15 protein-coding genes are annotated in these 12268 nt (G+C 61.6%); 13 read left to right on the top strand and 2 right to left on the bottom strand.

What is annotated here, in order from left to right:
- From JJ869_RS17865 to JJ869_RS17825, 9 genes are all read left to right on the top strand, one after another.
- The coding region (locus JJ869_RS17865; protein WP_292269108.1) for a helicase-related protein at positions 1–992 on the top strand (992 nt) is incomplete at its 5' end.
- Entirely contained in the window at positions 989–1213 is a 225-nt protein-coding gene (locus tag JJ869_RS17860; RefSeq protein ID WP_275813912.1) for a DUF6511 domain-containing protein, read from the top strand. The genes JJ869_RS17865 and JJ869_RS17860, both read left to right, overlap by 4 nt.
- Positions 1213–3537 carry a PriCT-2 domain-containing protein gene (locus tag JJ869_RS17855; protein WP_292269106.1) on the top strand — a complete coding sequence of 775 codons (2325 nt, stop codon included), beginning with the start codon at positions 1213–1215 and terminating at the stop codon, positions 3535–3537. Before JJ869_RS17860 ends, JJ869_RS17855 begins: the two co-directional genes overlap by 1 nt.
- Before the next feature lie 348 nt (positions 3538–3885).
- Entirely contained in the window at positions 3886–4374 is a 489-nt protein-coding gene (locus JJ869_RS17850) for a hypothetical protein (protein ID WP_292269104.1), read from the top strand.
- A complete protein-coding gene (locus JJ869_RS17845; protein WP_292269103.1) occupies positions 4371–4571 on the top strand; it encodes a hypothetical protein in 201 nt (66 codons plus the stop codon). The genes JJ869_RS17850 and JJ869_RS17845 overlap by 4 nt, the downstream gene beginning before the upstream one ends.
- The gene (locus JJ869_RS17840) at positions 4564–4950 is read left to right on the top strand and encodes a DUF6362 family protein (protein WP_292269102.1); all 387 of its coding nucleotides are present in this window, start codon (positions 4564–4566) and stop codon (positions 4948–4950) included. Before JJ869_RS17845 ends, JJ869_RS17840 begins: the two co-directional genes overlap by 8 nt.
- 366 nt (positions 4951–5316) lie before the next feature.
- A complete protein-coding gene (locus JJ869_RS17835; protein ID WP_292269099.1) occupies positions 5317–6549 on the top strand; it encodes a DNA modification methylase in 1233 nt (410 codons plus the stop codon).
- On the top strand, positions 6546–6767 hold the full coding sequence (locus JJ869_RS17830; RefSeq protein WP_292269096.1) for a hypothetical protein: 222 nt from the start codon (positions 6546–6548) through the stop codon (positions 6765–6767). Before JJ869_RS17835 ends, JJ869_RS17830 begins: the two co-directional genes overlap by 4 nt.
- Positions 6768–6829: 62 nt before the next feature.
- Positions 6830–7459, top strand: coding sequence for a class I SAM-dependent methyltransferase (locus JJ869_RS17825; protein WP_292269094.1), 630 nt, complete (start codon positions 6830–6832; stop codon positions 7457–7459).
- Positions 7460–7481: 22 nt separating this feature from the next.
- Here the strand turns inward: JJ869_RS17825 and JJ869_RS17820 are convergent, their stop codons facing one another.
- Positions 7482–7700 carry a hypothetical protein gene (locus JJ869_RS17820; RefSeq protein WP_292269093.1) on the bottom strand — a complete coding sequence of 73 codons (219 nt, stop codon included), beginning with the start codon at positions 7698–7700 and terminating at the stop codon, positions 7482–7484.
- A gap of 5 nt (positions 7701–7705) precedes the next feature.
- On the bottom strand, positions 7706–7918 hold the full coding sequence (locus tag JJ869_RS17815; RefSeq protein ID WP_292269092.1) for a hypothetical protein: 213 nt from the start codon (positions 7916–7918) through the stop codon (positions 7706–7708).
- Between the two features lie 115 nt (positions 7919–8033).
- On the opposite strand from JJ869_RS17815, the gene JJ869_RS17810 reads away from it, so the two are divergent.
- From JJ869_RS17810 to JJ869_RS17795, 4 genes are read left to right on the top strand one after another with little or no spacing between them, the layout of a single operon-like run.
- A complete protein-coding gene (locus JJ869_RS17810; RefSeq protein WP_292269090.1) occupies positions 8034–8630 on the top strand; it encodes a terminase small subunit, Nu1 in 597 nt (198 codons plus the stop codon).
- Positions 8545–10440, top strand: coding sequence for a phage terminase large subunit family protein (locus JJ869_RS17805; RefSeq protein WP_292269088.1), 1896 nt, complete (start codon positions 8545–8547; stop codon positions 10438–10440). Before JJ869_RS17810 ends, JJ869_RS17805 begins: the two co-directional genes overlap by 86 nt.
- Positions 10441–10448: 8 nt before the next feature.
- Complete coding sequence (locus JJ869_RS17800) at positions 10449–10664, top strand: hypothetical protein (RefSeq protein ID WP_292269087.1); 216 nt, start codon at positions 10449–10451, stop codon at positions 10662–10664.
- Between the two features lie 5 nt (positions 10665–10669).
- Positions 10670–12178, top strand: a complete 1509-nt coding sequence (locus tag JJ869_RS17795; RefSeq protein WP_292269086.1) for a phage portal protein — start codon at positions 10670–10672, stop codon at positions 12176–12178.
- Positions 12179–12268 lie beyond the last annotated feature (90 nt).

Here is a 12268-nt window from a genome sequence, read left to right as displayed (position 1 = left end):
TGGCCTTCTGCTCGGGCGTCGAGCACGCGCGTCATGTGGCCGAGGAACTCGGCCGCCAGGGCATCAGCTGCCGCACGATCTTCGGCGACACGCCGAAGGACGAGCGCGATGCCATCATCGCCGCCTTCAAGCGCGGAGAAATCCGGGCGCTGGCCTCGATGGGCGTGCTGACCACCGGCTTCAATGCGCCGGGTGTCGATCTGATTGCGCTCCTGCGCCCCACCAAGTCCGCAGGCCTCTATGTGCAGATGGTTGGCCGCGGCACGCGCCTCGTGCCGGGCAAGGAAAACTGTCTGGTCCTCGACTTCGCTGGCAATGTCCGCCGTCACGGGCCGATCGATCTGGTGCGTCCGAAACGCCCAGGCGAGGCCGGTGGAGGTGAGGCTCCGACCAAGCTTTGCCCCGAATGCGACAGCATCGTCGCGCTCTCGGCGACGGAATGCCCGGACTGCGGCCACGTCTTCCCGCCCCGGGAGGTCAAAATCGCCCCCACGGCGGCCACACTTCCCGTCCTTTCGCCGAAGCAACAATGGCTGCCCGTGCACGGCGTCTCCTACAGCCGCCACGACAAGCTCGGAAGGCAGCCCTCGCTGAAGGTGACCTATAGCTGCGGGATCAAGTCCTACAGCGAATGGGTCTGCATTGAGCATCAGGGCTATGCCCGCCAGAAGGCGGCGGAATGGTGGCGCAAGCGCGCACCTGGCTGTCCGGTGCCGCTCAGCGTGGACGAGGCCATTTTGCAGGCCAAAGAGCTGATGCGCCCCAGTGCGATCTCGGTCCGCCCCGCGGGCCGCTATGTCGAGGTTTCCGGTTACAGGTTTGACCCATGCGCCAACGTTCCCCCGGCCTCTGCGCCGTTTGCCACCGGCAACCTCGCGGGTTTGGCTGGTTCGACCGGAATTTCCGGGTCTCGGACCCGCGCCGCGATGCCAGCCGCAAGCACCTCTGCAGCCGCACCTGCCAGAACATCTGCCACGGGAGGAAGGGCATGATCGATCCCACCCCGAATGAGATGCAGGCGATGACCGTCGGCGGCCAACAAGGTGGCGCGTATCTCGAAAGCATCGGCAAATCCGATCTCGCCACCCTCACTGAGACCGAGTGGGACCGCTTCATCGATGCGGTTGTCACCGGATATTGCGACCACTTGCGCGAGCTGGCGGGCCACGACCGCACACGCCTCGACGCCATGACCCCCGAGGTGCCCTTCTGATGACCAACACATCCTTCATGGCGCGCTTTGGCGCGCGGCTTGTGACCAATGGCTATGCCATCCTGCCGATCGGCCCGGGCACGAAGAAACCCGGCCGCTTCCAGCGCGGGGCATGGGCGGATTATCCCGAATGGAACCGCCATGCGGAACGCGGCACCACCGAGGTCGAGGTGGCCACATGGGCAAGCTGGCCGGATTGCGGCATCGGGATCGTGGGCGGTGCCGTGGCTGCGGTCGATATCGACATCAAAGATGACGCTGACCTTGCACTGCGGATAGAGCGGCTCGCCCGGGAACGTCTCGGCGACACACCCGCCCTGCGCATTGGTCGTGCGCCAAAGCGGATGTTGGTCTATCGCACAGCAACGCCGTTTCGAGGCATCAAACGCCATCCTCTGGAGGTGCTCTGCCTCGGGCAGCAGTTCGTGGCTTACGCCAATCATCCGGACACGGGCGCACCCTATGCCTGGCCCGAAGAGGGGTTGGCGGACATCGACATCAGCGATCTGCCGGAAATCTCGGCCGAGGCTGCTACGGCTTTCATCGACGAGGCCTATGCGCTGCTGCCAGAGGTCCTGCGTCAGCGCGGTCTGACGAACCAGACGGTAGACACTGAGTACATGCGCAGCCACAGTCAGATCGGAACCTTGCCCGCGATCGAGGCGGCGCTCGCTTGGTTGCCCAATGCCGAGCTGGATTACGACAGCTGGATGCGCGTCGGCATGGCTTTGAAGGGGGCGCTCGGCGAGGCCGGGGCAGATCTCTTTGCCGACTGGTCCGCACAGGCAGCCAAGGATGTGCCCGCCACCACGATGAAGGCCTGGGCCAGCTTCAAGCCCGACCGGATCGGCGCTGGCACGATCTACCATCTGGCAATGGAACGCGGCTGGCAGCCTGATCCCGACCTCCGCCTTGATGGCAGTCTGACCAATGACGCGGATCATCCGGCGGCCGGTTTGCTGGCGAGGCTGGATGCTAGAACAACGGCGGAGTCTCTGGCGCCAGCTGCACCGCCATTCTCGCTGGCCATCCCTGACGGATTGGTGGGTGATCTCACGGGTTACATGCTGACCACCGCCCGCCGTCCGCAGCCGCTCCTGTCGCTTGGCGCGAGCCTTTGCGCCATCGGCGCGCTGATGGGGCGGAATTACCGGACCGAGAGCAACCTGCGCTCGAACCTCTATGTCGTTGGCATCGCCGACAGCGGTTCAGGCAAGAACCACGCCCGCGAGATCATCAACGAGACCTTCTTCGAAGCGGGGCTCGCGCACCACCTTGGCGGCAACAAGATCGCCTCCGGCGCGGGGCTCTTGACCGCGCTGCACCGTCAGCCCGCGATCCTGTTTCAGATCGACGAGTTTGGCATGTTCCTGTCAGCTGCGGCAGATCGCAAGCGCAGTCCGCGCCACATCACCGAGATTCTCGACAACATGACCGAGCTCTACACCTCGGCCGGCGGGATCTTCCTCGGGGCGGAATATGCCAACCGCGACGGCACGAACGAGCGGCGCGACATCAACCAGCCCTGCCTCTGCGTCTATGGCACCACGACGCCCTTGCACTTCTGGGGGGCATTGCAGGGGGCAAACGTGGTAGACGGCTCGCTGGCCCGTTTCCTGATCCTGCCCAGCGACGAGGACTACCCAGACGAGAACATCGCCGTCGGCATCCGGCAGGCCCCGCCTGCGCTGATCTATGGGCTGCGTTTGATCGCGGCCGGTGGAGGCGCCCCAAAGGGCAATCTTGCTGGCAAGACCGCCGATCAGAACACCGCAGTGAACCCGATGATCGTGCCGATGACTGAGGAAGCGCGCGCCCGGTTCCGCCAGCTCAGTATCGAGTTGACGGAGGAATTGCGGGCCGCCGCTGGCACGGCCTTCACGGCCATTCTTGCCCGGATTGGGGAGAACGCTCTTAAGCTTGCCCTCATCGTGGCGGTGGGGCGTGATCCGGTGCGGCCTGAGATCGAGATCACGGCGGCAGAGTGGGCGATCAATTTCGTGCGGCACTATGCACAGCGCACGATGGAGGCGGTCGAGCGGCATGTCGCGGACACTGAGACCGAGGCACACCTGAAGCGGTTGAAGGAAATCATCAGAGGATCGGGCGCCAAGGGCATCACCAAATCCGAGATCACTCGGGCCTCGCAGTGGCTGAAATCCCGGGACCGCGACGAGATCCTGCTGACCCTGATCGAGAGCGGGGACATCACAACAGGCATGCGTGGGTCATCGACGAGGCAAGCGATGGTCTATCGAATGGCCCACTGGGGCGGTCCCTGGCGAGATGCTTCAGGGCGTAAAATCATGCAGAAGGAAGTTTGATCATGCTTAAGCACATGAGAATAATGGAGAAAGGAGGAACCCTCACGTCCTTCAATCTTTCAAGAGGACACCTTATCCTCTACGCGTGTACGCGCGCGCGGTTTAATAAAAGAATGACTGCCCCCTATAACTATATAATAATATGAATTATATATATTATATAGGTGTGCCAATGGGTTAGCATGGGGAAAGCTTCAGGCTGCCTATTTGAAACACCAGAAAGATCTGCCGGGCGGCCCGCTCGCCCCGCGCCTGACATGACCAGACCACCCTTCGGGGCCTGGCGAGACCGCAGCCTTCACCGGCCAGCCCTCTCGCCACGCTCGCCAAAGCGAAGAGGAGGTCTCCATGACCCAATCCGAAAACACCCCGCGCTGTGTGCTGGCGCTCGATCTTGGCACCACCACCGGCTGGGCGATCCGCGGCTATGACGGTTTGATCACGACCGGCACAGCCAGTTTCCGTCCCGGACGTTATGACGGCGGCGGTATGCGCTATCTGCGTTTCACCAACTGGCTGACGGAACTCGACCGGTTGTCCGGGCCCATTGCGGCCATCTGGTTCGAAGAGGTCCGCCGCCATGCCGGAACCGACGCAGCCCATGTTTATGGCGGGCTGATAGCCTCGCTGACGGCCTGGGCTGAACTACGGGGAATCCCGTATCAGGGTGTGCCGGTCGGCACCATTAAACGTCACGCGACTGGACACGGAAACGCGCCCAAGCACGCCATGATCGCGGCCGCCCGTGCGCGGGGTTACAGCCCGGCTGATGACAACGAGGCCGATGCCATCGCCATCTTGCATTGGGCCCTTGAGACCTGGGGAGGTGTGGCATGAGGTTCACTCCCAAGGGCTATGGCGGCCAGCGCCGCGATCCCGAGCAGGTCAAGCGGGAGGGTTGGCATGAACAGCATGTACTGGCCGTGTCTCTGGACGACCCGCGCCTGACCTGGCCCGAGCGCGAACTCGTCCGTCAGCTTGGCGAAAAGCTCTATGGCAAACTTCCTGCCGCGAGGGAGGTGCGCCATGGCTGATCACATCTGGACCGCTGAGGACGTCGCCGATCATTTTGAGGAAGCGTTCCGCACCCTGCGGAAGCTACCGCCGGTAAAGGTGCAGGGATACTTCAGCGCCTGGCCGCAGATTATACGTTCGCAGAAGGAGATCCTCGCCATGGAGCCAGAGCCTATGCGGGTCTGGCCATCTGCCAGTGCCATCACCCGGTTGGAGCAAACCTTCGACTGGGTGATCTGGCTTGGCGAGGACGAGCGCCGCCTGATCTGGTGGCGGGCAGCCCGGCGTCCCTGGAAGGAGATCACCTACGAATTGGGTGTCGATCGCAGCACCGCATGGCGACAGCACAGGCTCGCGCTGACCAAGATTGCGACGCGGCTCAATGCTGCAGCTGCATAAAGTGTTGCAACACTTTTGTTTTCGACAGCTGCAACAGATTCATGCTATGTGAAGCATATGATGGGGAGAGTGCGTCGCGGAGACGGCTCTCCCCGTTTTCGTGGTGGATGCCCCGGTGGCCTCCGGGTTCCAGCCAGAATCCAAGCCGCGTAACCCATTGAAATTGAACGGGTCCCTCCTGTTCGTGACCGTATTCGGGGGGGCGAGGCGCGAGGGTTTCCCAGTGACAACCCTGAAAATACCCGTTTCGTTTCGGTTTGGACTGAGCCCCAACAAAACAAAGGCCTGAGGGTCTGACATAACGCGCCTGAACCGAAATGGGGGACTGACCCCATTTCGCTTCGTCGGCATTTCAAGGACATCATCATGGACGTCGTCGACCTGCCACTTGAGCAGATCATTCCCTATGCGCGCAACCCGCGCCGCAATGAGCAGGCGATCGCAACGGTCGCGGCCTCGATCCAGGAGTTCGGCTGGCGTCAGCCCATCGTTGTCGACGAGGAGATGGTCGTGCTGGCCGGGCACACGCGATTTGAAGCGGCGCGCAAGCTCGGCTTCAAGACAGTGCCGGTGCATGTCGCCAAGGGGCTTACCGCGTCCCAGGCGCGCGCCTTCCGGATCATGGACAACCGCTCCAGTGAGAACGCGGAATGGGACAAGGACCTCTTGAACCTCGAACTGGCGGACCTGCTGGAGGCGGATTTCAATCTAGGGCTGACGGGCTTCACAGACGACGAGTTGAATGCGTTGATGTCCAGCCTCGAAGAGGGCACCGGTCCGCAGGAGGACGAGGACGATATTCCTGAAACTCCCGAGGATCCGATCAGCCGCCCAGGCGATTTATGGATCTTGGGAAACCATCGATTACTTTGCGGTGACAGTACGGTCGCCACGGATGTCGAGAGAGTGCTGAACGGCGTAAAGCCGCTATTGCTTGTCAGCGATCCACCATACGGTGTGGAATATGATCCAGGTTGGCGTAACGAAATGGGCGCTGCCAAGACCAAACGCACCGGCAAGGTGTTGAACGACGATCGCGCGGATTGGCGCGAGGCCTGGGCACTCTTCCCGGGAGATGTCGCCTATGTCTGGCATGGCGCGCTGCATGCGGCGACTGTCGCGGAAAGCTTGGAAGCTTGTGGGTTCATCATCCGCTCACAAATTGTCTGGGCCAAAGAGCGGCTAGTTCTGAGCCGGGGCGATTATCACTGGCAACATGAGCCCGCGTGGTATGCGGTCAAAAAGACCGGCAAAGGTCACTGGGCAGGCGATCGCAAGCAGACAACGCTCTGGCATATCGCGAATAAGGACCAGGATGAAAAGACCGTCCACGGGACGCAGAAGCCCGTGGAATGCATGCGCCGGCCGATCCTCAATAATTCGAGCCCAGGACAGGCAGTTTATGAGCCATTCATGGGTTCTGGGACGACGCTGATCGCGGCGGAAACGACAGGCCGCGTTTGCCTCGGTGTCGAGCTGAACCCAGCCTACGTCGATGTAGCCGTCCAGCGTTGGCAGAAGTTTACGGGCAAGCAGGCTGTCCTTGACGGAGGCGATACGACCTTTGATGCCCTGAAAACTGAGCGCGAGGCCGCATGAAGCAGTCTCGCCTCATGTCACTGATTGAAGCGATCACCAACGTGATCGTCGGCTATGGGGTTGCGGTTGTGACGCAGATACTGATCTTCCCGATATTTGGTCTGCAAACGACTCTCGGACAAAACCTCGCGATGGGCGGTGTTTTCACGATAGTTAGCCTGTTCCGATCTTTTGCCTTGCGGCGGCTCTTTGAGGCCATCCTCGTCCGAGATGAGTGAAGTGTTAATATCGTGCGAAACCCTATTTTTTGATCTAGCCTTGCCCCAATAGGGAGGATTTTATGATGGCTAGACATCAACATTGGGACGACGTGTACGGCGCTCGCACCGAGGACGAGCTAACCTGGTTCGAAGAAACTCCTTCAGCATCCCTTGAACTTGTTCTGAGATATCTGAAAGCTGGGGAGCCATTCATTGATATCGGTGCTGGCGCGTCTCGATTGGTCGATGCGCTGCTGAACCACGGTTTTGGACCGCTGTCTGTATTGGATCTTTCAGAGGCCGCGCTGTCGCTCAGTCGAGCCAGACTGGGACACCGCGCACAACAGATCGACTGGATTGCTGCCGACATCACTGAATGGGAACCCCATCGCGACTACTCCGTTTGGCATGATCGTGCGGTATTTCATTTTCTGACTAAAGCTGAAGATCGCGCAGCCTATGTGAGGGCGCTGTCAAAAGCACTCAAGCCGGGTGGAACGGCAATCATTGCCACCTTTGCCGAGGATGGCCCTGAAAAATGCTCGGGACTCCCGGTGAAGCGCTATTCGCCCGTGTCTCTTGCGGGAGAGATTAACCGGCTGCTGCCTGCGCATTTTGACCTTGTTGACGCGAAACGCCATGTTCACCGGACACCGAAGGGCAACGAGCAGCGGTTTCAATACAGTATTTTTGAGACGAACCAACCCTGAAACGCCAGTCTGCTCTTTGCAGTTAAATTAGGCCGAGGTCTTTCAGGCAGCTGGCGGTATCCATCAGCTGATGGGTCGGAACCTCGACCGTGATCGTGAAGCTGTCCGCGAAGGTTCTGCCGTAAACGCCGCCATCATCCATCAATGCTATCTCGATCTCTTCAAGGACGACGGTGATGCGGCTGCGATCAAAGTGCTCGGGCAGGTTCCGGATGGGGAGCCGAATGCTGTTGGTTTCCATGGGGGTCACTCCGCGTGTTCGCCTTCCTTGAAGGCGCTGTCTGTGACGCGCTTCAGGAGTTCGGCGTAATAGTCGAGGTTGCCGACATGGCCCCAGTGCACCTCGTCGGGGTGGGTGTTGAAGTGCTCTGCGCTCAGCGCCTGAAGTCGCGCGAGCATCGTGTCGATCGCAGCCTTCTTGGCGATAAACGCGTCTTGCGCTGTTGGTCGATGGCTCATCTTGATGCGTCCTGAATTGCGTTGGGTGCTGTCTTGATGTTCGCTCTAGTGGCGAGGTTTATCCAGTGAATTCGACGCAATTACATACGGTTAATCTCGCTTTCGGGGTCCACGCATGTCATCTGCCACCCAACCCATCGGCGTGATCGCGCGGCTGCTCGACCTCTCGGAACGGCGGGTCCAGCAACTGAGCCGCGAGGGTGTAATCCCGAAGGCTGAGCGGGGCCCGGATGATCTAATCGGGTCGGTGCGGGGCTATGTCCGCTATCTGCGTGATCAGGCGCTGAAGGCGCAGGCGGGTGCGCCAGACTATGCCGCTGAGCGGGCGCGCTTCATCCGGGCGCGCGCCGACCTTGCCGAGATGGAAGCCGAAGAAAAGCGCCACTCGCTGATCGCCGCCGAACAGATCGAGGCGGCCTGGGTCGCGGTGTTGGCGCTCTTGCGCACCCGCCTGCTGGCACTGCCGGATCGGCTGGCACCACAAGCCTTTGAACAATCAACCGTCGGAGACACCCGGAACCTGATCCGCGCCGGCATCCGCGAGGTGCTCGATGATCTCGCGCAGCCAGACATTGAATTTGAAGCCGACATTGACCTTGCAGGGGTCACCAGTCCTCAAGCGGACGGTGGCGAAGGCACTGGCAGTTCTGAAGCCGCCGCCGGATCTGACGATCAGCGACTGGGCAGATCAGAACCGCCGGCTGAGCTCTGAGGCCAGCGCTGAGCCGGGCCAGTGGCGTACGAGCCGCGCCGAATACCAGCGCGGGATCATGGACGCAATTTCCGATCCGGCGGCCGAAACAGTAGTGATCATGTCGAGCAGTCAAATCGGCAAGTCGGAGTCGATCTTGAACATGGTCGGCTATCACATCGACCACGATCCGGCGCCGATCATGGTCGTGATGCCCACTGAGCGCGATGCCGAAACCTGGTCGAAGGACCGCTTCTCGCCGATGGCACGGGACACGCCGTGTTTGCAGGATAAGATTGCCAACCCGAAGTCGCGAGACGGGAACAACAAGATCCTGCACAAGCGGTTCCCGGGCGGGCATCTCACCATCGTCGGCGCCAATGCGCCCTCTGGCCTTGCGAGCCGACCGATCCGGCTGCTCCTCTGCGACGAAGTCGACCGCTATCCGTTCAGCGCAGGCGCTGAAGGCGACCCGGTGAACCTCGCGAAGAAGCGGACGGTGACGTTTTGGAACCGCAAGATTGTGCTGGTCTCGACGCCGACAAACAAGGGTGCGAGCCGAATTGAGATAGCATTTGAGGAAAGCGACCAGCGACGGTTCTGGGTGCCTTGCCCCAACTGCGGCCATGAACAAATTCTAACCTGGGGACAGGTCAAATGGGATAAGGACGAGAACAGCAGCCATCGGCCCGAAACCGCACGTTATCATTGCGCAGACTGTGACGTGCCTTGGAAGGATGAGACCCGCTGGTCGGCCATCTCAAAAGGTCGCTGGATTGCGGAGGCACCCTTTAACGGGACAGCCGGCTTCCATCTGAATGAGATCTATTCGCCCTGGGTGCGGCTCGAGGCCATGGCGAAGGCGTTTCTGTCGGCGCGGGCGGGTGGGGACGAGACGATGAAGACTTTCATCAACACCTCGCTTGGCGAGACCTGGATGGAAAGCGGCGAGGCGCCTGACTGGCAACGGCTGCAGGGGCTGAAGGAGGACTGGCCCGCGGGCACGGTGCCGGCGGGCGGGCTGTTTCTGACCGCTGGCGCCGACGTGCAGAAAGACCGGATCGAGGTTGATGTCTGGGCCTGGGGGCGGGGCCTTCAAAGCTGGCTCATCGATCACATCGTCATAGACGGCGGGCCGGGCGATCCGGCGTGCTGGCAGAAACTCTCCGACCTCCTTGGCCGGACGTGGGTTCACGCAAGCGGCACACCGATGACCATCGCGCGACTTGCGATCGATACGGGCTATGAAACGGCCGCCGTCTACGCCTGGGCGCGGCAGGTGGGCTTTGGACAGGTCGCGCCAATCAAAGGCCTTGAGGGATTCAATAGGGCAAGCCCCGTCACAGGCCCAACCTTTGTAGACGCCACAATAGGTGGGAAACGCCTGCGCCGCGGGGCACGGCTTTGGACGATTGCCACCTCGACTTTCAAGGCTGAGACCTATCGGTTCCTGCGGCTTGATCCGTTGGAAACCAGCCCGGCGGATGTGGAGACGTTCCCTCCCGGCTTTCTTCATCTGCCGGGCTGGGTCGATGCCGAATGGCTGAAGCAGCTGACGGCTGAGCAACTGGTCACGGTCAAGAATAAACGCGGCTTCGCGAAACTCGAATGGCAGAAGCTGCGGGAACGCAACGAGGCACTCGATTGCCGTGTCTATGCACGTGCGGCGGCTTGGATCCTCGGCGCAGACCGCTGGTCAGATGCGCGGTGGGAGGAGTTGGCGGCGCAGTTTGCTGTCGCTGATGGCAGGGGCACGGCCTCTGCCAAAGGCCCGCAATCTCTACGCAAAGCACAGGTGCGCCGCGTTGCGCGGTCAACATACATGGGATGAGTTAGGGCATGGCGGATCTGGCGACATTGAAACTCCGCCGGGAGGCTCTGACGTCGCAACGCTCCTCTGGGGTGGCCCGGGTCAGCTATGACGGCAAAACGGTGGACTATCGCAGCGTCGCCGAGATCGACCGTGCCATCGAGGCGCTCGACCGCGAAATCGCCGCCGCCGAGGGACGAAAACTCATTCGCCACGTCCGCGTAACGGCGACGAAGGGCCTCTAACTAACATGGCATTGTTCGACATGTTCCGCCGACCCAAGCCGGGCGGCCCTGAAGCCATGCGCGCGCGGCTTGAGGGGGCTATGGCCAAGCGCCGCTTGCGGGGCTGGAACCCGCCCTTGGAAAACATCAACGCGCTGGTTGCCTCTGGCGGCCCGCGACTGCTGGCCCGTTCTCGGGAACTTGTGGTGACCAACGGCTACGCAGCGAACGCATGCGAGGCCTTTGCGGCGAACCTTGTCGGCGACGGGATCAAGCCCTCGTCGCTCATCATGGATGCGACGTTGCGCGACCAGGTTCAGAAGCTCTGGCTCGCCTGGACAGATGAGGCGGATGCCGATGGGCTGACCGACTTCTACGGCCTGCAGGCCATGGTCGCGCGCGAGATGTTCGTCGCCGGCGAGTGCTTCGTTCGCCTACGTCCGCGTCGCGCTGAGGACGGGCTGCTGGTGCCGCTACAGTTGCAGCTTCTCCAGTCTGAGATGCTGCCCTTCGAGAAGACGGAAACGGACCCAAATGGGAACCGCATCCGCTGCGGGATTGAGTTCGACCTGATCGGGCGGCGGGTGGCCTATCACTTCCGCCGCCGCCATCCGGGTGACAGCACTGACCAGCGCGTTGCCGTGCCTGAGACGGTTCGTGTGCCGGCTGAGGAGGTGCTGCACATCTACCGGCCGATTGATGCAGGCCAGATAAGGGGCCTGCCGCATGTTGCGCCTGCGATGGTGCGGCTCTTCCTCTTGGACCAGTACGACGATGCGGAACTCGACCGCAAAAAGACGGCGGCGATGTTCGCGGGCTTCATCACCAAGACGGCCCCGGAAGACCCGATGATGGGCGAAGGCGAAGCTGATCTCGATGGAGCAGCGATTGCAAGTCTCGAGCCGGGCACCATGCAGGTGCTGCTGCCGGGTGAGGATGTGAAGTTCTCAAGCCCCGCCGATGTCGGCGGCGGCTATGAGGCGTTCCAATACCGCACCCTCTTGGCGGTCTCAGCCTCGCTGGGGCTGCCCTATCATCTGGTCACCGGCGATGTTCGGCAGGCGAATTATTCGAGCTTGCGGGCAGAACTGGTCGAGTTCCGTCGCCGCATCGGTCAGTTGCAGCACGGGGTCATGGCACACCAGCTTTGCCGTCCGATCTGGCGGCGCTGGCTGGAGACGGCCGTGCTCTCAGGCGCCTTGGATGCAGATCCGGTTGTCGCGCGACCCGTCCAATGGATCCCGCCACGGTGGGATTGGGTCGACCCGTTGAAGGATATCCAAGCGCAGGTGCTGGCGATGGAGGCCGGGCTCACCTCGCGGCGCAAGGTGGTCGAGGCCACCGGCTACGACATCGAAGAGGTTGACCGTGAAAACGCATCCGACGCGAAACGGGCAGCCGATCTGGGCCTGACCTATCGCGCCAGCCCCGGTGAAACGCAGGGGGCAAGGGCAACGCCCGTCCAAGAGCCCAACCCGAATTCTAATGACGGACCGTCCGACAATAACTCGGGCACCGACATTCAACAGGAGTGATCCCATGAAATCCTGGTACACGATCCGCGCCCGGGCCTCCGGAGCGCAAGGATCTCGCACGGAAGTGCTGATCTATGACGAAATCGGCGC

Source organism: Marivita sp., assembly GCF_017643905.1.
Lineage (GTDB): Bacteria > Pseudomonadota > Alphaproteobacteria > Rhodobacterales > Rhodobacteraceae > Marivita.
This window is presented reverse-complemented; position numbering and strand designations above follow the sequence as displayed.